The sequence below is a fragment of the Xanthomonas sp. NCPPB 3174 genome (assembly GCF_056725205.1).
This window is the reverse complement of the sequence record NZ_CM161517.1, coordinates 4,013,601-4,033,185: the sequence shown is the minus strand read 5'-3', so window position 1 is coordinate 4,033,185 and position 19,585 is coordinate 4,013,601. Positions and strand designations below refer to the sequence as shown.

The 19,585-nt window shown below is 70.5% G+C and carries 21 protein-coding genes; 3 read left to right on the top strand and 18 right to left on the bottom strand.

Features of this window, described 5'->3' with window-relative positions; translation table 11 throughout:
- Positions 1 to 121 precede the first annotated feature (121 nt).
- From rlmM to AC1PK7_RS17345, 7 genes are all read right to left on the bottom strand, one after another.
- A complete protein-coding gene (gene rlmM / locus AC1PK7_RS17375; RefSeq protein ID WP_017907753.1) occupies positions 122 to 1,186 on the bottom strand; it encodes a 23S rRNA (cytidine(2498)-2'-O)-methyltransferase RlmM in 1,065 nt (354 codons plus the stop codon).
- A gap of 22 nt (positions 1,187 to 1,208) precedes the next feature.
- A complete protein-coding gene (locus AC1PK7_RS17370; protein WP_017914178.1) occupies positions 1,209 to 1,769 on the bottom strand; it encodes a nucleoside deaminase in 561 nt (186 codons plus the stop codon).
- Positions 1,769 to 2,176, bottom strand: coding sequence for a hypothetical protein (locus AC1PK7_RS17365; RefSeq protein WP_481098947.1), 408 nt, complete (start codon positions 2,174 to 2,176; stop codon positions 1,769 to 1,771). The genes AC1PK7_RS17370 and AC1PK7_RS17365 overlap by 1 nt, the downstream gene beginning before the upstream one ends.
- Positions 2,177 to 2,235: 59 nt before the next feature.
- Entirely contained in the window at positions 2,236 to 2,616 is a 381-nt protein-coding gene (locus AC1PK7_RS17360; protein WP_481098946.1) for an STN domain-containing protein, read from the bottom strand.
- A gap of 46 nt (positions 2,617 to 2,662) precedes the next feature.
- Complete coding sequence (locus tag AC1PK7_RS17355) at positions 2,663 to 3,622, bottom strand: DMT family transporter (RefSeq protein ID WP_481098945.1); 960 nt, start codon at positions 3,620 to 3,622, stop codon at positions 2,663 to 2,665.
- Positions 3,623 to 3,661: 39 nt separating this feature from the next.
- Complete coding sequence (locus tag AC1PK7_RS17350) at positions 3,662 to 4,438, bottom strand: helix-turn-helix transcriptional regulator (RefSeq protein ID WP_481098944.1); 777 nt, start codon at positions 4,436 to 4,438, stop codon at positions 3,662 to 3,664.
- Between the two features lie 271 nt (positions 4,439 to 4,709).
- Entirely contained in the window at positions 4,710 to 6,464 is a 1,755-nt protein-coding gene (locus AC1PK7_RS17345) for a glutamine--tRNA ligase/YqeY domain fusion protein (RefSeq protein WP_481098943.1), read from the bottom strand.
- 257 nt (positions 6,465 to 6,721) lie between these two features.
- On the opposite strand from AC1PK7_RS17345, the gene AC1PK7_RS17340 reads away from it, so the two are divergent.
- Positions 6,722 to 6,949 carry a putative signal transducing protein gene (locus AC1PK7_RS17340; RefSeq protein WP_017915895.1) on the top strand — a complete coding sequence of 76 codons (228 nt, stop codon included), beginning with the start codon at positions 6,722 to 6,724 and terminating at the stop codon, positions 6,947 to 6,949.
- 96 nt (positions 6,950 to 7,045) lie between these two features.
- Here the strand turns inward: AC1PK7_RS17340 and AC1PK7_RS17335 are convergent, their stop codons facing one another.
- The 3 genes from AC1PK7_RS17335 to AC1PK7_RS17325 are packed head-to-tail and all read right to left on the bottom strand — an operon-like array spanning position 7,046 to position 10,124.
- On the bottom strand, positions 7,046 to 7,519 hold the full coding sequence (locus AC1PK7_RS17335) for a response regulator (protein WP_209247109.1): 474 nt from the start codon (positions 7,517 to 7,519) through the stop codon (positions 7,046 to 7,048).
- Complete coding sequence (locus AC1PK7_RS17330) at positions 7,516 to 9,426, bottom strand: ATP-binding protein (protein ID WP_481098942.1); 1,911 nt, start codon at positions 9,424 to 9,426, stop codon at positions 7,516 to 7,518. The genes AC1PK7_RS17335 and AC1PK7_RS17330 overlap by 4 nt, the downstream gene beginning before the upstream one ends.
- Positions 9,423 to 10,124 (bottom strand): helix-turn-helix transcriptional regulator, encoded by a 702-nt coding sequence (locus AC1PK7_RS17325; protein WP_481098941.1) that lies wholly within the window; start codon positions 10,122 to 10,124, stop codon positions 9,423 to 9,425. Before AC1PK7_RS17325 ends, AC1PK7_RS17330 begins: the two co-directional genes overlap by 4 nt.
- 127 nt (positions 10,125 to 10,251) lie before the next feature.
- On the opposite strand from AC1PK7_RS17325, the gene AC1PK7_RS17320 reads away from it, so the two are divergent.
- A complete protein-coding gene (locus AC1PK7_RS17320) occupies positions 10,252 to 10,773 on the top strand; it encodes an SgcJ/EcaC family oxidoreductase (RefSeq protein WP_481098940.1) in 522 nt (173 codons plus the stop codon).
- A 100-nt stretch (positions 10,774 to 10,873) separates the two neighbouring features.
- On the top strand, positions 10,874 to 11,524 hold the full coding sequence (gene msrA, locus AC1PK7_RS17315; RefSeq protein ID WP_152246327.1) for a peptide-methionine (S)-S-oxide reductase MsrA: 651 nt from the start codon (positions 10,874 to 10,876) through the stop codon (positions 11,522 to 11,524).
- Here msrA and AC1PK7_RS17310 read toward each other — a convergent pair.
- The 8 genes from AC1PK7_RS17310 to ahpC form a co-directional block, all read right to left on the bottom strand.
- Complete coding sequence (locus tag AC1PK7_RS17310) at positions 11,470 to 12,210, bottom strand: hypothetical protein (RefSeq protein WP_481098939.1); 741 nt, start codon at positions 12,208 to 12,210, stop codon at positions 11,470 to 11,472. The two genes, msrA and AC1PK7_RS17310, sit on opposite strands and share 55 nt — an antisense overlap.
- A gap of 111 nt (positions 12,211 to 12,321) precedes the next feature.
- Complete coding sequence (locus tag AC1PK7_RS17305; protein ID WP_481098938.1) at positions 12,322 to 13,548, bottom strand: hypothetical protein; 1,227 nt, start codon at positions 13,546 to 13,548, stop codon at positions 12,322 to 12,324.
- Positions 13,549 to 13,738: 190 nt separating this feature from the next.
- Positions 13,739 to 14,308 (bottom strand): type 1 glutamine amidotransferase family protein, encoded by a 570-nt coding sequence (locus AC1PK7_RS17300; RefSeq protein ID WP_481098937.1) that lies wholly within the window; start codon positions 14,306 to 14,308, stop codon positions 13,739 to 13,741.
- 287 nt (positions 14,309 to 14,595) lie between these two features.
- A complete protein-coding gene (gene tal, locus AC1PK7_RS17295) occupies positions 14,596 to 15,564 on the bottom strand; it encodes a transaldolase (RefSeq protein WP_481098936.1) in 969 nt (322 codons plus the stop codon).
- Between the two features lie 46 nt (positions 15,565 to 15,610).
- On the bottom strand, positions 15,611 to 16,042 hold the full coding sequence (rnk, locus tag AC1PK7_RS17290) for a nucleoside diphosphate kinase regulator (protein WP_481098935.1): 432 nt from the start codon (positions 16,040 to 16,042) through the stop codon (positions 15,611 to 15,613).
- 113 nt (positions 16,043 to 16,155) lie between these two features.
- Positions 16,156 to 17,109, bottom strand: coding sequence for a LysR substrate-binding domain-containing protein (locus AC1PK7_RS17285; protein WP_481098934.1), 954 nt, complete (start codon positions 17,107 to 17,109; stop codon positions 16,156 to 16,158).
- Positions 17,110 to 17,261: 152 nt separating this feature from the next.
- The gene (ahpF, locus tag AC1PK7_RS17280; protein WP_420007815.1) at positions 17,262 to 18,854 is read right to left on the bottom strand and encodes an alkyl hydroperoxide reductase subunit F; all 1,593 of its coding nucleotides are present in this window, start codon (positions 18,852 to 18,854) and stop codon (positions 17,262 to 17,264) included.
- A 161-nt stretch (positions 18,855 to 19,015) separates the two neighbouring features.
- Positions 19,016 to 19,582, bottom strand: a complete 567-nt coding sequence (ahpC, locus tag AC1PK7_RS17275; protein WP_010341941.1) for an alkyl hydroperoxide reductase subunit C — start codon at positions 19,580 to 19,582, stop codon at positions 19,016 to 19,018.
- Positions 19,583 to 19,585 lie beyond the last annotated feature (3 nt).

Sequence of the window (19,585 nt, the reverse complement as noted above, 5' to 3'; positions counted from 1 at the left end):
CGGTGGGTGGAGCCAGTGCGCTCTTCGTAGGAGCGGCTTCAGCCGCGATGGGCGTTCCCGGGAAAGCCTGTCGCGGCTGAAGCCGCTGCTACGAAGAAACGGGTCGGATGCTCGCGGCCGCCTAGCCCGGGATCGCCAGCACCGTGATCTCTTCGCGGTCGTGATACAGCTGCTTGGCACGCAACTGCAGCGGACGCTCGGCGCGCTCGGCGAACAGGTCCAGGCACAGCCGGGTCTCGTCCCAGCGCTTCTTCATCGGCAGTTTCAGGTTGAAGATCGCGTGCCGGCACCAGCCCTCGCGGAACCAGGTGGCCATGCGCTCGGCGACGCGGCGCGGTTGCTCGACCATGTCGCAGACCATCCAGTCCAGCGGCTGCGGCGGTTTCCAGTGGAAGCCGTCGGCGCGCAGGTGGTCGACCAGGCCGCTGTCGAGCACGTGCTGGCGCAGCGGGCCGTTGTCCACGCTGGTCACGTGCAGGTGCTGGCGGGTCAGCACCCAGGTCCAGCCGCCAGGGGCGGCGCCGAGGTCGGCCGCGCGCATGCCCGGGCGCAGCAGCGTCTCGCGCTCGTGCGGGGTCAGCAGCGCCAGCAGCGCTTCCTCCAGTTTCAGCGCCGAGCGCGAGGGCGCCTCCGGCAGCAGCTTGAGGCGCGGGATGCCCAGCGGCCACGGCGCGCTGTCCTCGCTGTCGGCCACCGCCAGCAGGGCGTGCGTGCCGGTCACGAAGCACACGTGCAGGCGCGGCAGCCGCGGCTGCGGCTTGTCGCTGAGCAGGCCGGCCTTGCGCAGCGCCGGGCGCAGCGCGTTGCCGAAACTGCGCGCCAGGCCCGACAGCGGCTTGCCGGCGTCCGAGTCCGGATGTTCGACCCACAGGTCGCCGAAGCGCGGCTGTCCGGCAAGCGCCTGCAGGATCGGCGCGATGCGGTCGCTGGCCGGCAACTCGCGCAGGTCGGCCAGCAGCTGCAGCTTCTGCCGGGCGAAGATCAGCCCGCGCCATGGCAGCGCCTGCGCCGGCACCGCGGTGTCGCTGAGCAGCAGCGCATAGCCGCTGTTGCGCTCGGTGCGGGCGTAGGCGGCCAGCCCGGCCTCGCCGGCGCGGGCGTTGAGCTCGGCCGCCAGTTCGGGTTCGAAGCCGGGCCGGCAGTAGCACAGCAGGCCATGGACCAGCGGGCCGTTCTCGGAGGACATGGGCAAGCCTTCGCCGGCGGCGTCAGTAGCGGGGGCTGTCGAGTTCGCCGTAGCGGCGCAGCACCGCGCAGGCGGCGTCGCGGTGCAGGCCGCGCACCACCTCGATGCCGCGGCGCTGCAGTTCGCCGACCCAGTCTGCCGGCAGCGGGCCTTCGTCGAACGGGGTCAGCGCCATCACGTCTTCGGCGCTGGCGCCGATCAGCAGGCGGTCGATGCCGGCCCAGATGGTCGCGCCGTAGCACTGGCAGCACGGCTGCGAGGAAGTCGCGAGGGTCACGGGTGACAGCACCGCGTTCAATCGCGGCGTCTGCAGGCGCTGCTGGGCCAGCATGTAGGCCATGTTCTCGGCATGCGCCAGCGACGTGGTCTGTGGTACCACGCGGTTCACGCCGACGGCGATGATGCGGTGGTCCGGGCCGAACACCGCCGCGCCGAATGGGCCGCCGCTGCCGGCGTCCACGTTCAGCCGCGACAGTTCCACCGCCAGCGCGACCTTGTCGGCGTCGCTGGCGTAGACGGCCTGCGGATCGACCGCCTCGTGGATCCAGGCGGGCAGGGTGAGGTGGACTTGCGCGTAGAGCATCAGCGGACGGGTTCGGCAGGCTGGGGGGCGCGCAGTGTATCGGCTTGCGCGGCGCGCGCGCTGCATTGCCCGGCCACGCAGGAGCAGCCGGCGATCGCGGGCGAGCCGCACACGCTCATGCGCCCGCTGGCCTGGCACTGCGCCATCACGCTCTGCGGATCGGTAGGGCTGTCGCGGTTGACGCAGGCCGGCATCGCGCCGCAGCAGTTGCCGACGTTCTTGACGGTGCAGTCGGCATCGGTGCGGCAGCTGGTGTCGACCTTGATCGGCAGGCCCGGTGCGGATGCCGCTTGCGCCGGCGCCGGCACCGCCGGCTTGGCGGTTTCGCTGCGCGCACAGGCGCTGGATAGCAGCATGCCGGCGAGCAGGCACAGGGAACACAGCAACGACGCGAAATGGCGGGACATGGCGACCTTCCGTGCGGTGGAGTGCGGCCATGGTAGCAACCCCATGCGCCGCCGCCGGGTCAGCGGCGCACGACCGTCAACGTGTCCGCGTTCTCCTGCGCGATCCGCAACCCCGTGCCGTCCAGTGCCTGGTGCAGCGCCTGGCGGATGCTGACCTGTCCCTTCACCGCGTTGACCTGCAACGATGCGAGGCCGGGATCGCGGTACACGACCATGCAGCCGGTGGCGTGGGCCAGTTGCTGCGACACCTCATCGAAGCGCCCGGCCGGCAGGTCGTAGGCGTGGTCGGGGACGGCGTCGCACTTGCCGGTTGCCGCCGGTGCGCTGGCGTTGGCGGCCGGGCTCGGTGCCGCGCCGGATGGCGCGTTGGAGGCGTGGCAGCCAGCCAGTGCGGCGGCCAGGATGAGAGCGGGGCAGCAACGGCGCAGGACGGTGTGCATGGCGCGATTCCCGTGAGAGGACCTGCGCAAGTCTAGGCAGCGCCGCTTAACCGGGCTTGGCTTCGCGCACGGCGGGTTGCGGCCGCGCATGCACCAGGGTGCACCACAGCACGCCGCCGAGCAGGCAGGCGATCGCCAGCAGTTCCAGCGCGGTCGGCCAGCGCTGCTCCCACAGGAAGCCGTACAGCAGCGCGAACACGGTCTCGAACACGATCATCTGCCCGACCAGGGTCAGCGGCAGCAGCCGGCTGGCGTGGTTCCAGCAGGCGTTGCCGATCACCGAAGCGAACAGCGCCAGCACCAGCGCCGTGCCCCAGAAGCGCATCCACTCGGGGCCGGCGTGCGCCGTGCCGGCCAGCGCGAACGCCGGCAGCGCAAGGCCCAGGGCCAGCGCGCCGGTGACCACGCCGGTCAGCAGCGACCAGTCGCGGCCGGACAGGTCCGGGCGCCGCCGCAGCCAGCGCGCGTTCTTGATCGAGTAGGCGGTCCAGCACGCCAGCGCGCCGACCGCGCAGGCCAGTCCCGCCGCACGCAGGCCGAGGCTGGCGGGAATGTGCGGCCGCGCGACGGCCAGGGTCTGCACCGCGACCAGCGCCACCCCGAGCACGCACAGCGCGCAGGGCGCGGCCAGCCTGCGCAGGCGGACCGCGCCGGCCGCGCGCGAGCCGATCACGGTGACCGCCGCCGGCAGCAGGCCGATGATCAGCGCTGTGGCGGCGCCACCGGCCCACTGCACCGCGCTGCCCAGCAGCACGTAGTAGACGATGTTGCCGAGCAGGCTCAGGCGCAGCAGCGCCCACCACTCGGCCGCGCCCAGCGGCGCGGTGGCGGCGCGCCAGCGCGGCAGCAGCACCACGGCGGCGATGGCGCCATAGGCCAGGTAGCGCGAGATGGCCAGTTGCAGCGGCGAAAAGGCGCTGAGCAATTGCGGCGCCAGGAACACCAGGCCCCACAGCGCGCCCGCGACCATGCCGCTGCCGACCCCTGCCCATAGACGTTCGCGCATGCGGTTGGTTTCCGTATCGGCCGTGTCAGCCGTGACGGCTCAGCATGCCGGCGCCGGCAGCGGCCGGCTTGTCCCAGACTCCTGTCCTGGCGCCGGGCGATGACGGCGGCGGTAGGCGGCCGGGGTTTGCCCGGTGCTGCGCTTGAGCGCGCGGGTCAGCGCGCTCTGGTCGGCATAGCCGCTGTCCTGGGCCAGGTCGGCGATCGGCCGGTTGCCATGCGCCAGTTGCCGGCGCACCCAGTCCAGCCGCCGTGCCGCCACCCAGTCCTGCGGCGTGCGCCCCAGCGCGGCGCGAAACAGCGCATGCAGGCGGCTCGGGCTCAGGTGCGCCAGCTGCGCCATGCGCCGCACCGGCCAGTCCTGGCCGGGCGCGGCCTCGATGCGCCGGCACAGCGCCTGCAGCCGCTGCCAGCCGCGGGGCGCGGTGTCCGCCTGCAGCCAGGCCAGCACGGCGGCGCCGGCATCGGCATGGGCGATCGCGAGGTGTGGATGCGGTGCCTGGGCGGCGAGCAGATCCTGCAGGGATGGTGGCAGGTCGAGGAACGGCTGGCGCCGCAGGCGCTCCAGCGCATCGTCGCCAAAGATATCGCTTGTGCAATCGACGACCAGGAAGCGGTTGGCGTCCAGCGCGCACTGCGCATGCCGGGTCTGCGGCGCGACCACCGCGGCGCGGAAACGGTCCAGGTAGCCGCCGCGGCCGTCCACCTCCAGTTCCATCGAGCCACGCAACGGCAGCACCAACTGCACGTGGTCGTGCTGATGGGCGGCACCGTCGCGGCCGTAGCTGCGCAGGCTCAGGGATGGGGCGGGGAACATGCCGGTTACGCTAGCGCGCGGACGGTGGTGGGGGAAGGGCGGGGATTGGGGATTCGCAATAGCCCGATGGTGCGCTGTCGTCGTAGGAGCGGCTTCAGCCGCGACCCTGGGCTCCTGCCCGTCGCGGCTGAAGCCGCTCCTACGGACGCTTCGAGCGTTTCATCGCGGTGTACCAGCGATGCTGCGGTGCGGAGACCAGGCGCCGATATCGGCCGGCGCTGGCCTATGGGGGCGCTGCGCGTGCGGCCGCGAGGACCGCACGCGCATTGCGTCAGGCGCCGCCCTGGCCGCCGCTCCAGGTGTCGCGCAACGTCACGCTGCGGTTGAACACCGGCGCATCGGCGCGGTGGTCGTAGCGGTCGGCGACGAAATAGCCGGTGCGCTCGAACTGGAACGCCTGCTCCGGCGCGGCCTGGGCGGCGGCGGGTTCGACGTAGCCGCGCACGCTGCGCTTGGAGGCGGGGTTGAGGTAATCGCGGTAGGTCTTGCCCTCGGACTCGTCGTCGGGCTTCTCCACCGAGAACAGGCGGTCGTACAGGCGGATCTCCGCCTCCACCGCGTGCGCGGCGCTGACCCAGTGGATGGTGCCCTTGACCTTGCGGTTGGCGCCTTCCATGCCCGGGCGCGATTCCGGGTCGAGCCAGCCGCGCAGTTCCACGATCTCGCCGGCGTCGTTCTTGATCACTTCGTCGACGCGGGCGATGCCGGCGCCGCGCAGGCGCACTTCGCCGCCCGGCACCAGCCGCTTCCAGCCCTTGGGCGGGACTTCGGCGAAATCCTCGCGCTCGATCCACAGTTCGCGCGAGAACGGCACCTCGCGCGTGCCGAAGCCCTCGTCCTTGGGATGATTGGAGAAGGTCAAGGTCTCGCTGTGGCCTTCGGGCAGGTTGCTCAGCACCAGCTTCAGCGGCTCGATCACCGCCATGCGCCGCGCGGCATGCGCGTCCAGGTCTTCGCGCAGGCAGCCTTCCAGCACCGAGAAGTCGATCACCGAGTTCTGCTTGCTGATGCCGACGCGGTCGACCAGCAGGCGCAGTGCCGCCGGCGTGTAGCCGCGGCGGCGCAGGCCCTGCAGGGTGTACATGCGCGGGTCGTCCCAGCCGTCCACCAGGCCTTCGGCGACGAGCTGGGTCAGCTTGCGCTTGCTCATCACCGTGTAGTTGATGTTGAGCCGCGAGAACTCGATCTGCCGCGGCTTGGCCGCCTCGCGCGGCAGGCCCTTGTCCAGCAGCGGCTGCAGCAGTTCCGGGTGGCCGGCCAGGTCGACCTTGTCCACGCACCAGTCGTACAGCGGGCGGTGGTCCTCGAACTCCAGGGTGCACAGCGAGTGGGTGATGCCTTCCACCGCATCGCCCAGCGAATGCGCGAAGTCGTACATCGGATAGATCGGCCAGGCGTTGCCGGTGTTCTGGTGCTCGACGTGCTTGATCCGGTACAGCGCCGGGTCGCGCAGGTTGATGTTGCCGCTGCTCATGTCGATCTTGGCGCGCAGGGTGCGCGCGCCGTCCGGGAACTCGCCGGCGCGCATGCGCCGGAACAGGTCCAGATTCTCCTCGACGCTGCGGGTGCGGTACGGCGAGTCGCGGCCCGGCTCGGTGAGGGTGCCGCGGTACTCGCGCACCTGCTCGGCGGAGAGGTCGCAGACGAAGGCGTGGCCGTCGCGGATCAGCTTCTCGGCGGCCAGGTAGTACACCTCGAAATAGTCCGAGGCATGGCGCAGCTCGGCCCAGTCGAAGCCCAGCCAGCGCACGTCGTCCTGGATCGCGGCGACGAATTCGGGATCTTCCTTGGCCGGGTTGGTGTCGTCGAAGCGCAGGTTGCAGCGCCCGCCGAATTCGGCGGCGATGCCGAAGTCCAGGCAGATCGCCTTGGCGTGGCCGATGTGCAGATAGCCGTTGGGCTCGGGCGGGAAGCGGGTGCGGATGGCCGTGTGCTTGCCGCTGGCCAGGTCCTCGCGGACGATCTGGCGGATGAAGTCTTTCTTCTCGGCCGGGGCGGAGGCGTCGGTGGCGGGGGTGTCGGACATGCGCGCGTCAACAAATTGGGTGCGCAACAGTCTACTCGGGTCAACAAACGTTGACTCTATGTTGACGTTTGTTGACGCTGGGGGCTCGGTTCGGCTGGCTGCGACCGGCGTCCCCAGCGTACTCTGCCGATCTCCCTTTGCGAGAACGCGCCATGCCTTTGCTCAGCCTCGTTATCGGCGCCCAGACCCTGTCTGCGAGCGTGCGGCGCGTCTCCCGTGTCGTCGCCAATGTCGCTGTGTACGGCTGAGGGCCGACCATGCAGATCGCCTACCGCGCCCAGCACCTGATCGATGCGCACCTGGCCAAGCACGCGCTGGAGGACGCCGGCATCACCGCCTTCGTGTTCGGCGAGGCCTTGCTCGGCGGCGCCGGCGAACTGCCGTTCGGCGTGGTCCAGGTCTGCGTGGCCGACGAATTGCTGGAAAAGGCCCAGGAAGTGCTGATGGCATTGGGCCTGGGCGGCCAGGTGACGCGGGCGATGTAGGTTGGGGGCGGGGATTGGGGAGTCGGGATTGGGGATTGGCAAAAGCGGGGTGCCGCCGTTGCGAATCCCTAATCCCTAATCCCTAATCCCCAATCCCTAATCCCCAATCCCGGCCGTCGACCAGCCCGGGGGCACGGCATCCGCCACGGCCAGCGCACGCAGTCGCTTGAACAGCACCACGGTCTCGGCCACGTTCCACACCCGCAGGGCCACTTCGAAGGTGTCCAGCGGCTTGGTCAGGAAATCCTTGGCGCCCAGGCCGAGGGCGCGGTGGCGGGCGCTGCGGCTGGGGTCGGCGGTGAGCACGATCACCGGCAGGAAGCTGGACGGGCCGGCCAAGCGCGCCAGTTGCTCCAGGATCGCGTAGCCGTCCAGCTCCGGCATCATCAGGTCGAGCAGGATCAGGTCCGGCGCGAATGCGGCGACCAGGCCCAGCACCCGCTGCGGGTCGGTGGTCGCCACCACTTGGCGGAAGCCTTCGCGCTGCAGCAGTTCTTCCAGCAGGCGCACGTTGGCCGGTTCGTCGTCGACGATCAGGATGCGCGCGGCGAGGACATCGTTGCGGGTCATGCGAGGTGTCGGTCCAGAACGGAGAAGAAGTCGGCCACGTCCAGCGGCTTGGTCAGGTAGGCGCGCACGGGATCGCCCTGCACGCGGGCCAGCGTGGTCGCGGTGGCATCGGCGCTGACCACCACCACCGGGATCGCCGCGGTGTGCGGCTGCGCGCGCAGCGCCTGCAGCAGGTCCTCGCCGTTGCCGTCGCTCAGATGCAGGTCGAGCAGGATCAGGTCGGGCGTGGCGTGCTGCAGATGCGCGTGCGCCTGCGCCAGGCTGGCGGCCTCGTACAGGCGCCAGTGCGGTCGGCGTTCGACCAGGGTACGGATCAGCGCCTGGTTGGAGGGGTTGTCCTCCACGCTCAGCAACTGGCGCTGTCCCCCGCCCGCCGTCGTCGTCGCCACGGCCGGGTCCGGCAGCGCCGCTGCCTGTGGGCGGTCCAGCGGCAGCGCGATGGTGAAGCGCGATCCGTCCGGGCCGCTGTCCACGGCGATGCGCCCGCCCATCGCCTCGGTCAGGCGCTTGCTCAGCGCCAGGCCCAGGCCGGTGCCCTCGATCGCCGAGCGCTCGGCGCCGAGCCGCTCGAACGGCGTGAACAAGCGTTCCACCTGCGCCGGCGTCAGGCCGTGGCCCTGGTCGTGCACGGTCAGCGCCAGGGACTGGCCTTCGGGCACCGCGCTTACCCATACCGCGCCACCGGGGCGATTGAACTTGATCGCGTTGGACAGCAGGTTGATCAGCACCTGGCGTAGCCGCTGCGGGTCGGCGCGCACGGTCCACTCCGGCGGCAGTTGCGGTGGCCGCAGCACGATGCCGCGCGCCCGCGCCTCCGGCGCGACCAGCCCCAGCGCCTCTTCCAGCGCGGTGCGCACCGGCACCGGGCGCGGGCTCAGGTCGAGCTGATCGGCCTCGATGCGGGCGATGTCCAGCAGTTCGGTGATCAGCCCCAGCAGATGCCGGCCGGCGCCGAGGATGTGCTGCAGGTGATCGCGCTGCGCCGCGCCCGGCAGGTCCATCTCCAACACCTGCGCGTAGCCGAGGATGGCGTTGAGCGGGGTGCGCAGTTCGTGGCTGCTGCGCGAGAGGAATTCGGTCTTGGCGCGGTTGGCGCTCTCGGCCTCGCGGCGCGCCGACTGCGCTTCCTCGGCGCGCGCGGCGAGCAGGGTGCTGGCCTGCTGCAGGCGTTGCGCGACCTGGCCCAGTTCGTCGCCGGCCGGTGGCTGTGGCGCCAGCGGCCGGCCGTCGCCGAGGCGGTCGGCATTGGCCGAGAGCTGGCGCAGGCGCCGCGACAGCGACGAGGCGAACCAGGCCACCGCGAGCACCGCGCCGAGCCCGCCCAGCATCGCCGCGCACAGGGTGATCAGCAAGTTGCGCTGGCGCAGCGCCTGCGCCTTGGCGGTACGCACCTGCAACTGCGCGGTCTCGTAGTTGCGCAGCTCGCGCAGTTCCGCGCGCAGGATGTCGAGGGTGACCTTGCCTTCGCGCAGCTGGCGGATCTCTTCCTCGCGGCTCAGGTCCGGCGCGAGCAGCCGCCGCCAGCCCTGCATCTTCTCCTCGAACAGCGGCTGGATGCGGGCGAAGCGCTGCGCCTGGCGCGGGTCGGTGATGCGCTGCGACAGGCGCTGCACCACGGTCTTCAGCCGCGGCTCGGCATCGCGGTACGGGGTCAGGAACGCGTCCTGGCGCACCAGCCGGTAGCCGCGCACGCCGGCGGCGGTCTCGGCCAGCAGCGCATGCGCCTCGTGCAGGTCGCTGAGCAACTGCAGGGTGCGGCGCACGTCGTTCTCGGCGGCGATGTTCTGCCGCTCCACGCTGTAGATCGCCACCAGCGCCGCCACCAGCAGCAACAGCGGCAGCGCCACCAGCGCCAGGCTCTTGCGGGTCAGCGGCCAGTCGTTCCAGCGGCGCGCCAGCGCCTTCACAGCGCCACCCCGGCCTGCACCGCGACCACCGCGGCCTGGGTGCGGTCGGCCACCTGCAGCTTGTGCAGGATGCGCTCGACGTGGACCTTGGCGGTGCCGGCGCTGATGCCGAGTTCGGCGCCGAGCGCGGCATTGGTGAGGCCGCGCGAGAGTAGCGCCAGCACCTGCCGCTCGCGCGCGCTGAGCACGGCCAGGCGGTCGGCCTGCGCCGGTTTGCGTCGCCGCGGCGCACGCGGCGGTTCGGCCGCCAGCGGTGCCAGCAGCGCGGCGATCGCGGACAGGGCCTGCACGTCTTCCGGCGCTGGCACGGTGCGGGCGTCCCAGCCCAGGCACAGCGTGCCCAGCGGCACGCCCAGCGCGGCGATCGGCAGGCACAGTTCGCCGGCCTCGTTGGCGGCATCGCCGCGCAGGCGCCACGCATGCGCTGGCGCCTCGACGGCGACGCTGGCGCCCGGCGGCAACGCATCGCCCTGGCTGGCCAGCACCAGGCAGCGGGCGCCCCGCACCGCCAGCACCGCGGCGTGCGGGGCCGCCACCAGGGCGCTGGCCGGCACCAGCGCGTGCGCGGCGGCCTGGGCGGCATCGCCGGACTCGCGCAGCGCCACTGCGGCGGCGGCCACCGCCTGCCAGCGTGCCGCGTCGGCAGCGTCGCGGCGTAGTGCCTCACGCCACTGGCCTGCATTGGAGGGAGGGTGCACGGGCGCGTCTCCGGTATGCCGAACGGCATATTCGAGGATATGCCGCCCAGCGGATGTTGCGCAAGCCGCGGTTGCCAATACTCGCTTCGCCCCGAGACGGCATCCCCTCAGCACACGGAGACTTCCCATGCGTCGCATCCTGTTCGCCCTGGCACTGGGCCTGACCACCACCACCACCGCGCTGGCCGCGCCGGCGATGCACTACGACGGCCAGCCGGCGACGCCGGCCAGCAGCGCCGAGCGCGAAATCGCCGGCCTGTTCGACCGCTGGAACGCGGCGCTGGCCACCGGCAATCCGCAGCGCGTGGCCGACCTGTACGCCCGCGACGGCGTGCTGCTGCCCACGGTGTCCAACCAGGTCCGCGCCAGCCGCGCCGAGATCGAGGACTACTTCAGCCACTTCCTCGCCGCCAAGCCGCGCGGCGCCATCAACTACCGCCAGGTGCGGCTGCTCGACGACGACAGCGCGGTCGACGCCGGCGTCTACACCTTCACCCTGAACAATCCCGACGGCAGCACCCGCCAGGTGCAGGCGCGCTACACCTTCGTCTACGAAAAGCGCGACGGGCGCTGGCTGATCATCAACCACCACAGCTCGGCGATGCCGGAGCCGGTCGCCGCCGCGACGGCCAGCACCGCAACGAAGTGAACGTCGCGCCCGCCGCCGCCGCGGTGGCCGGCGCACTTGAAAGCGAACTCCGGCAGCGCCATCCACAAAGACATCGCCGTCGCTGCCAGGAGTCCATGCCATGTTGGGAATCGGTGCCTTCAAGCAGCGCCTGCCGCGTCCGGGCGAGAGCTTGCCGGGACGCGCGCAGCCGCTGCCGCTGCACAACCGCCACTTCGTCAACGGCCATCCGTTGCGCGACGCCTTCGCCGGCCTGGAGCAGGTGCAGTTCGGCCTGGGCTGCTTCTGGGGCGCCGAACGCAAGTTCTGGTCGCTGCCGGGCGTGTTCAGCACCGCGGTCGGCTACGCCGGCGGCGAGACGCCCAATGCCACCTATCGCGAGGTCTGCTCGGGCCAGACCGGCCACACCGAGGCGGTGCTGGTGGCGTTCGACCCGCAGGCCGTGCGCTTCGAGCAGCTGCTGCAGACCTTCTGGGAAAGCCACGACCCGACCCAGGGCATGCGCCAGGGCAACGACACCGGCACCCAGTACCGCTCGGCGATCTACTGCACCACCCAGGCCCAGTACGAGGCCGCGCTGGCCAGCCGCGATGCCTACCAGCAGCGCCTGGACGCCGCCGGCTACGGTCCCATCACCACCGAGATCCGCTTCCCGGCGCCGCCGTTCTACTACGCCGAGGACGAGCACCAGCAGTATCTGGCCAAAAACCCGGGCGGCTACTGTGGCCTGGGCGGGACCGGGGTGAGTTGTCCGATCGGGCTGGAGGCCTGAGCCTCGACGCGGAGGCTGCGCCGCGGCCGACCGGCGCTCGGCTGCGGCGCGCCTGCACGCTTCGTGCGTGCTGTCCGTGTCCGTCCTTTGGTGGCCGGGAGCGGCTGAAGCCTGGGGTACTTCCGATCGAAGTCGCTTGTGAGCCGGTAAGCAGCTTCCGCACACGCGGATAGCCATGTCAGGACGGGGGGCAATAGCAACATCGCCAGCGCAATCCCACCGGCAATTTGTTTGGATGGCTCAAAGAGAGTGAAGGCGGCCGGTGCAAGCAACCAGGGGACAAATGCGGCTACGTACAGGGCAATGGCCCCTTTTCGATAGCTCTTGGCTGATTTCCAATTCCCTTTGGGCACGAAGTGCGACTTGTCGTCCGACACCCCGATCATGCCTTTGGCCATTTTGCAGTACGTCAGCACCCGCACGGCATTGCTGCGTGCCAGCGCAATTCTGATGTCGTCGCCATCGAGATTGCCCCCGATGGCATTGCCGACCGCGATCTGCAAGGCGGCTGCATCCGCATGCCGCCAGGCACCGCCAAGGGACAGCGCATAGAGGCGTTGCGTGCGTTTCACCGAGAGACCGAGAAAGCCGGTCCTCCACTTTAGGAAGAACATGGGCAGCGCGCCGGCGGCGGCGATGACGCCGGCGATATTGCTGTAGCGACCTGCGATCTCGGCGAGTGACATGCTGCGTCTCCGAACTGGACTCGGCCGCATCAAGCCAAAGCACCCTCTCAAGGAGCGAGACTGCACCTCGACGGGCGCGGCGACAGCGCGCGCCTTGCCGACGTCATCCGCTTACTTGGCGATAACCGCGCAGCCCTTGCCGGCGGCCGGCCGCAGCCGCGCCGCATAGCCGGACAGTTGCAGCGCCTTGCGCGGCGACAGCTCGGCCTTGAGCCGTTCGATCGCCGCGTCGCCGTCACGGCTGCGGCCGAGCGCGTAGTCGGTCCGCGCCAGTTCCAGCGTCGCGCGCTGACGCACCGTCAGGTTGCCGAAGGGATCGAAGAACGAATCCACGCGCGCGCGGTCCTGCACGCCGGTCCAGCCGAACGCCAGTTCGGCTGGGGTTTCCTCGGCGAGCCGTGCATAGCGCCGCCGTGCTTCGGCCGGTGCGATGCGGCCGCTCAGCAGCGCCAGGCGCGTCTGCAACAGCGCCGTTTCGGCGGCTGGTGCGTCGACCGCGTAGGCATCCAGGACGCGGCCCATCCACGCCCAATCGACGTTGCCGGTGTCGGCCTGGGTGCCGAGCAAATTGAAGGCGAGGATCGCCGCGCGCTGTGACGCGGTGGTGGCGCGCGCGACCGCGTCCGCGGTGGGGCGACCCAGCGTCGACGGCCGCACCAGTGCGATCGCCGGATCGTGCGCGAGGATCGCTTCCAGGTCCGGCTTGTGGAAATAGCCGACCACGACCAGCACGGTCTTGCCCGGGTGCGCCAGCGCTGCGGCGCGGATGCGCTGGGCCTGCAGGAAGGTGCGGTACAGGTACAGGCGTCGCGGCAGGTCCTGGTCGGCACGCGGCGCCGGCGTCTGCGCCCACTTCTGCACCGCGGCCACGTTTTCGGCCGCATCCGCCGCGAAGAAGTCGCGCTGCAGGGCGGCCTTGTCGGGGAAGGACAGGAATCCCTGGAAACCCTGCTCGCGGCGCAGTTCCAGCGGGGTGTCCAGGTCCACGCCGAAGCCGAGCCTGGCGTCCTCCACCGGCGGCATCCAGTCGATCGGACAGAGGGTGACCGGATGCGCCGCGGCGTACGGCAGGATCACGCCCTGCACCTCGTAGGTGTACTCGTAATAGTCGCCGCGCGCCGCCTGCTCCGGCGGTCGCTCGAGACAGATCGCATCCGGCGCGAGGTGCTCCAGGAACGCGGCGAGCACGCCCGGCTGGTCGCGCTCGGAGACCAGTTGCGCCGCGTGCTCCACGCCCAGGATCGCGACCCGGGTCGGTGCCGGCGTGGCGGCCATGCCGGTGGCGCTGGCGGCAGCCAGCGTCAGCGAAAACAAACAACGCGCCATCCATCCGCGCATGCACGCTCTCCTGTCCAAGCCGTGGAAGCACCCTGCCGGCGCGCGGGTGTGCGTGAGCGCCGTTACGTCACGCCCGTCGCGGATCGACCGCGACGCCGCGCGCAGCCGCCGATGGCGGGTTGCAGGGTGTGGCGACAAGTGTAGTCATGGTGTGCCGCCGCCGTCTGCATGACAGGTGGCACTGGTCGCGCTAGACGAACTCGGCCGCGAACATCTGCCGCATCTGCGCGATCTGCTCCTCGCGTTCGGGGTGCAGCAGGCGCAGGCATTCCTCGGCGAAGCTGACCGGGCTGGTGCCCGGTGCGGTGATCAGGCCGCCGACGCTGACCACCCGGCGTTCCTGGTAATGCGCGCTACCGGCATAGACGCCGGCGTGCTCCCGCAGGAAGGCTTCGGAGTTGCTGGTATGCGGGCGGCTATCGAGCAGGCCGGCGTAGGCCAGCGCCAGGGTCGCGCCGCAGATCGCCGCGACGCCGCGGCCGGCCTCCAGGCGCTGCTGCAGCAACGCGCTCAGGCCCGGAATCTCGCCGGCCTGCCAGCGGTCGCTGCCGGGCAGCAGCCACAGGTCGGCGTCCAGCGGCGCCAGGTCCGACAGAGCATGGGTGGGGTGCAAGTCGAGTCCGCCGATCGAGGTGATGGGCTTGCCGTCGATGCTGGCGATCTGGATCGTGTCGCCGAACCAGGCCCGCGCCGCCGGCAGGATGGTGCCGATTTCCCAGTCCGCCACGCCGTCCACCATCACCACTGCGATCGTTGCCATTGCCTTGCCTCTGCACTCGGGCGCGCAGCATAGCCCGGGAAAAGTTGCGGCCGCGCCAACGCGGTGTCGAAAGCGCCGCAGGTGATACGCGCCGCGCCCACGTCTGTTTTCGGCGTTCGTGGGGCGTGCGCCTTCGCGCTCGCGCAGTGCGACCGCGTGCAGACGTCATCGAATCGATCGGGAGACGGCAGAGAAACGGGGACTCGCTTTCCCGATTCCCCATTTCGGTTTCCCCATTCCCTGCACCCCAAGCGCAGCATCACCGCGCTTGGGGTGCAGGCACACACTCAGCCGACCAGCTTGTGCCGGATCGTGTCGCGCAGGGTCTGCAGGTCCTTGGCGAAGGTGTCGATGCCGCCGGCCAGCTTCTCGGTGGCCATCGGATCTGCGGCCAGGTCGGCGGCGAAGCGCTTGGCATCGATCGGCTCGATCTTGGCGCCGTCGGCCTGGCCGGGCGAGAGCTTGCGCGGCAGCGGGCCGTGGTCGGCGTCGAGCTTCTCCAGCAGGTCCGGGGAGATGGTCAGGCGGTCGCAGCCGGCCAGCGCCTCGATCTGCGCGGTGGAACGGAACGAGGCGCCCATGACCACGGTCTGCGAACCGCGGCGCTTGAACTCGTCGTACACGCCGCGCACGAACTGCACGCCCGGGTCCTCGTCGATGGTCGCCGGGGTCTGGCCCTTGGCCACGTACCAGTCGAGGATGCGGCCGACGAACGGCGAGATCAGGAATACCCCGGCCTCGGCGCAGGCCAGGGCCTGGGTGCGGTTGAAGATCAGCGTCAGGTTGCAGTCGATGCCGTCCTTCTGCAACTGCCGCGCCGCCTCGATGCCTTCCCAGGTCGCAGCGACCTTGATCAGGATGCGGTCCTTGGGGATGCCGCGCTCGGCATACATGGCGATGAACTTGTGCGCCTTGGCGATGGTGGCGGCGGTGTCGTGGGCCAGGTCGGCGTCCACCTCGGTGGACACGCGGCCGGGCACCAGCGCGCTGAGCTTGGCGCCGACGCCGATGGTCAGGCGGTCGGCGATCTCGTCGACCAGGGCGGCGTGGTCGCCGTCCTGGCCGCGCGCCCAGGCCAGCGCCTCGTCGATCAGGTCGGCATAGACCGGCAGGTCCAGCGCCTTCTTCACCAGGGTCGGGTTGGTGGTGCAGTCCACCGGCTTGAGCCGCTTGATCGCGTCGTAGTCGCCGGTATCGGCCACGACCACGGACAACTCGCGCAACTGGGCGAGCTTGGAGGGGGCGGAAGAGGTCATCGGTATCTCTCGGAAACGAGTGGGAACAAGGATAGGGCCGCGCACGTTAACGCGCTGCGCGCGCGTTGTCGTCGTCGGCGCGCTGCACCGCGGTCACGCGCAGGCGCAGCGGGCGTCCGCCGGGCGCCTGCCAGTCGATCGACTGGCCCACGGCCAGGCCGAGCAGGGCGCTGCCGACCGGGGCCAGCACCGAGATGCGCGCATGCGCGGCATCGGCTTCGTGCGGATAGACCAGGGTCAGCTGGTGGCGTTCGCCGTGCAGTTCGTCTTCGCACTCCACGCGCGAATGCATGGCGACGATGCCGGGAGGAAGTTGCTCCGGCGCCACGACGGTGGCGCGGTCGAGTTCTGCGCCCAGCGCGAGCGCGGCCGGGTGTTGGTGCAAGGCAGGGGAATCGAGCAGGGCTTCCAGGCGCGCGAAATCGCGGCTGGAGACGGTCAACGAGGGCGGCAGGCCGCTGTGGTGTTGCGAGGTCATGGACAGGCTCCGGTTGGATGGCACAACGCACGGGGGCGGCACCGTGCCGCCCCCTGTTGCCATTGTGCAAGCAAGCCGGCGCCGATGCGACGCTGCGGCCGGGTCTGCCCCGCTCAGGCCACCTGCCGCGGCGCCTGGTTCGGCAGTGGCGCCTGTGCCGGCAGGGTGAACAGGTCTTCGGGCAGCGCGCCGAACAGGTGCGCCAGTTGCTGCAGGAACGCGCCCATCGCCGAACTGCGCCGCCACAGCATGGCGATGCGCCGGCTCGGTCCGCCGTCGGGCGCGAACGACAACAGCCGCAGGTTCGGCGGATTGGCCACCGGCGGCTGCACCGCCAGCAGTGGCAACAGGGTCACGCCGACGTTGGCGGCGACCATCTGCCGCAGCGTCTCCAGGCTGGTGGCCTGGAACTCGGCCTTTTCCAGCGCACCGGACAGATGGCACACGTCCAGCGCCTGGTCGCGCAGGCAATGCCCATCCTCGAGCAGCAGCAGGCGTTGCGCGTGCAGTTCCTCCAGGGTCAGCGGGGTCGGCCGCCGCGCCAGCGGATGCTGCTCGGGCACCGCCAGCACGAACGGTTCCTCGAACAGAAATTCGGCGTGCAACTGCTCGTCGTGCAGCGGCAGCGCCAGCAGCGCCGCGTCCAGCCGGCCTTCGCGCAGGCGGGTCAGCAGCACGTCGCTCTTCTCTTCGATCAGCAGCAGTTCCAGCTGCGGGAAGCGCTCGCGGATGCGCGGGATCACGTGCGGCAGCAGGTACGGGCCGAGCGTGGGGAAGATGCCCAGGCGCACGGTGCCGGCTTCCGGATCCTGGCTGCGCCGCGCCGCCTCCTTCATCTGCTCGATCTCGGCGACGATGCCACGCGCGCGGCTGGCGGCTTCGCGCCCGGCCGGGGTCAGCATGACCTTGCGCGGGGCGCGTTCGACCAGCGGCACGCCCAGTTCGTCCTCGAGTTTCTTGATCTGCGTGGACAGCGTCGGCTGGCTGACGAAGCAGGCCGCGGCGGCGCGCCCGAAATGCTTGTGATCGGCCAGCGCCACCAGGTATTTCAGATCACGCAGGTTCATCGACGGGGTCCTCGGGACGCAGCGGCGGGAGGTGTCGCAGGGTCACAGCATAGAGCGTCTGGCGCAGATGGCGGCGAGACAGATGGGCGCGCGCGTGTCGCAGGCCGCGCGCCCTGATCCCGCGCCGACAGTGCGGCGCGGGACGGGGCGGATCAGGCCGCTTCGGCGACGCTGCCGCTGGCGACCGGTGCGCTGTGGCGGATCAGGTGGTCGAAGGCGCTCAGCGCGGCCTTGGAGCCTTCGCCCATGGCGATGATGATCTGCTTGTACGGCACCGTGGTCGCATCGCCGGCGGCGAACACGCCCGGCAGCGAGGTCTGGCCGCGGTCGTCGACCACGATCTCGCCGCGCGGCGACAGCGCCACCGTGCCCTGCAGCCATTCGGTGTTCGGCAGCAGCCCGATCTGCACGAAGATGCCTTCCAGCGCCACGCGATGCACATCGCCGCCGACGCGGTCCTTGTAGACCAGGCCGGTGACCTTCTGGCCGTCGCCCAGCACCTCGGTGCTCTGCGCGTTGACCAGGATGTCGACGTTGCCCAGGCTGCGCAGCTTGCGCTGCAGGACTTCGTCGGCGCGCAGCTTGCTGTCGAACTCGACCAGGGTGACGTGGCTGACGATGCCGGCCAGGTCGATCGCCGCTTCCACGCCGGAGTTGCCGCCGCCGATCACCGCCACGCGCTTGCCCTTGAACAGCGGGCCGTCGCAGTGCGGACAGTAGGCCACGCCCTTGTTGCGGTACTGGTCTTCGCCGGGCACGTTCATCTGCCGCCAGCGCGCGCCGGTGGACAGGATCACCGTGCGGCTCTTCAGCGAGGCGCCGTTGGCCAGCCTGACCTCGACCAGGCCGTCGGCACCGGCCGGCAGCAGCTGTTCGGCGCGCTGCAGGTTCATGATGTCCACGTCGTACTGGCGCACGTGCTGTTCCAGCGCCGCGGCCATCTTCGGGCCTTCGGTCTCCTGCACGGAGATGAAGTTCTCGATCGCCATGGTGTCCAGCACCTGGCCGCCGAAGCGCTCGGCCGCCACGCCGGTGCGGATGCCCTTGCGCGCAGCGTAGATCGCCGCGGCCGCGCCGGCCGGACCGCCGCCGACCACCAGCACGTCGAACGGCGCCTTGGCCGCGATCGCCGCCGCATCGCGCTTGGCCGCGCCGGTGTCGAGCCGGGCCACGATCTGCTCCAGGGTCATGCGGCCCTGGTCGAACACTTCGCCGTTGAGGTAGACGGTGGGCACCGACATGATCTGCCGCGCCTCGACCTCGTCCTGGAACAGCGCACCGTCGATCGCCACGTGCTGGATGTTCGGGTTCAGCACCGCGGCCAGGTTCAACGCCTGCACCACGTCCGGGCAGTTCTGGCAGGACAGCGAGAAATAGGTTTCGAAACGGTACTCGCCGGGCAGGTTGCGCACCTGCTCGATCAGCTCGGCGGTGGCCTTGGACGGGTGGCCGCCGACCTGCAGCAGCGCCAGCACCAGCGAGGTGAACTCGTGGCCCATCGGCAGGCCGGCGAAGCGCAGGTGGATGTCGTGGCCCGGGCTGTTCAGCGCGAACGACGGGGTGCGCTCGCCGCTGTCGCGGTGCACGTCCAGGGTGATCTTGTCCGACAGCAGCACCAGATCCTCGAGCAGGTCGAGCATCTCGCGCGACTTGGCGCCATCGTCCACCGACGCGGTGATGTGGATGGGCCGGACGACCCGCTCCAGGTAAGCCTTCAACTGGGTTTTCAGATCGGCATCCAACATGGCGGACTCCTGACGTTGGGCAAAGCGAGGGGGAAGCGAGCTGCCGGAGCAGCGCGCTGCGAAGAGGGAGGAGGGATGAACCGCAGCCGGCGCCGGCGCGCGATGCCGGCTGCGGTTCACCCCCACCCCCGCCGCGAGGCGGAGATGGGAGCGCGGGCGGCTTAGATCTTGCCGACCAGGTCCAGCGACGGCTTCAGGGTCTTCTCGCCTTCCTTCCACTTGGCCGGGCACACCTCGCCCGGGTGCGAAGCGACGAACTGCGCGGCCTTGAGCTTGCGCAGGGTCTCGGTGACGTCGCGGGCGATCGCGTTGTCGTGGATCTCGAGGGTCTTGATCACGCCTTCCGGGTTGATCACGAAGGTGCCGCGCAGGGCCAGGCCTTCTTCCTCGATGTGCACGCCGAAGGCGCGGGTCAGCTGGTGGGTCGGGTCGCCGACCAGCGGGAACTGGGCCTTACCCACCGCCGGCGAGGTCTCGTGCCACACCTTGTGCGAGAAATGGGTGTCGGTGGTGACGATGTAGACCTCGGCGCCGATCTTCTGGAACTCGGCGTAATGCTCGGCGGCGTCTTCCACTTCGGTGGGGCAGTTGAAGGTGAAGGCAGCCGGCATGAAGATCAGCACCGACCACTTGCCCTTCAGGTCCGCGTCGGTGACTTCGATGAATTCGCCGTTGCGGTAGGCGTTGGCCTTGAACGGCTGGACCTGGGTGTTGATCAAAGACGACATGGA

Excerpts from the sequence above, each read along its gene's own strand:
- rlmM (WP_017907753.1), bottom strand. The coding sequence starts at position 1,186 with ATGTCCTCCGAGAACGGCCCGCTGGTCCATGGCCTGCTGTGCTACTGC.
- AC1PK7_RS17370 (WP_017914178.1), bottom strand. The coding sequence starts at position 1,769 with ATGCTCTACGCGCAAGTCCACCTCACCCTGCCCGCCTGGATCCACGAG.
- AC1PK7_RS17365 (WP_481098947.1), bottom strand. The coding sequence starts at position 2,176 with ATGTCCCGCCATTTCGCGTCGTTGCTGTGTTCCCTGTGCCTGCTCGCC.
- AC1PK7_RS17360 (WP_481098946.1), bottom strand. The coding sequence starts at position 2,616 with ATGCACACCGTCCTGCGCCGTTGCTGCCCCGCTCTCATCCTGGCCGCC.
- AC1PK7_RS17355 (WP_481098945.1), bottom strand. The coding sequence starts at position 3,622 with ATGCGCGAACGTCTATGGGCAGGGGTCGGCAGCGGCATGGTCGCGGGC.
- AC1PK7_RS17350 (WP_481098944.1), bottom strand. The coding sequence starts at position 4,438 with ATGTTCCCCGCCCCATCCCTGAGCCTGCGCAGCTACGGCCGCGACGGT.
- AC1PK7_RS17345 (WP_481098943.1), bottom strand. The coding sequence starts at position 6,464 with ATGTCCGACACCCCCGCCACCGACGCCTCCGCCCCGGCCGAGAAGAAA.
- AC1PK7_RS17340 (WP_017915895.1), top strand. The coding sequence starts at position 6,722 with ATGCAGATCGCCTACCGCGCCCAGCACCTGATCGATGCGCACCTGGCC.
- AC1PK7_RS17335 (WP_209247109.1), bottom strand. The coding sequence starts at position 7,519 with ATGACCCGCAACGATGTCCTCGCCGCGCGCATCCTGATCGTCGACGAC.
- AC1PK7_RS17320 (WP_481098940.1), top strand. The coding sequence starts at position 10,252 with ATGCGTCGCATCCTGTTCGCCCTGGCACTGGGCCTGACCACCACCACC.
- msrA (WP_152246327.1), top strand. The coding sequence starts at position 10,874 with ATGTTGGGAATCGGTGCCTTCAAGCAGCGCCTGCCGCGTCCGGGCGAG.
- AC1PK7_RS17310 (WP_481098939.1), bottom strand. The coding sequence starts at position 12,210 with ATGTCACTCGCCGAGATCGCAGGTCGCTACAGCAATATCGCCGGCGTC.
- AC1PK7_RS17305 (WP_481098938.1), bottom strand. The coding sequence starts at position 13,548 with ATGCGCGGATGGATGGCGCGTTGTTTGTTTTCGCTGACGCTGGCTGCC.
- AC1PK7_RS17300 (WP_481098937.1), bottom strand. The coding sequence starts at position 14,308 with ATGGCAACGATCGCAGTGGTGATGGTGGACGGCGTGGCGGACTGGGAA.
- tal (WP_481098936.1), bottom strand. The coding sequence starts at position 15,564 with ATGACCTCTTCCGCCCCCTCCAAGCTCGCCCAGTTGCGCGAGTTGTCC.
- rnk (WP_481098935.1), bottom strand. The coding sequence starts at position 16,042 with ATGACCTCGCAACACCACAGCGGCCTGCCGCCCTCGTTGACCGTCTCC.
- AC1PK7_RS17285 (WP_481098934.1), bottom strand. The coding sequence starts at position 17,109 with ATGAACCTGCGTGATCTGAAATACCTGGTGGCGCTGGCCGATCACAAG.
- ahpF (WP_420007815.1), bottom strand. The coding sequence starts at position 18,854 with ATGTTGGATGCCGATCTGAAAACCCAGTTGAAGGCTTACCTGGAGCGG.
- ahpC (WP_010341941.1), bottom strand. The coding sequence starts at position 19,582 with ATGTCGTCTTTGATCAACACCCAGGTCCAGCCGTTCAAGGCCAACGCC.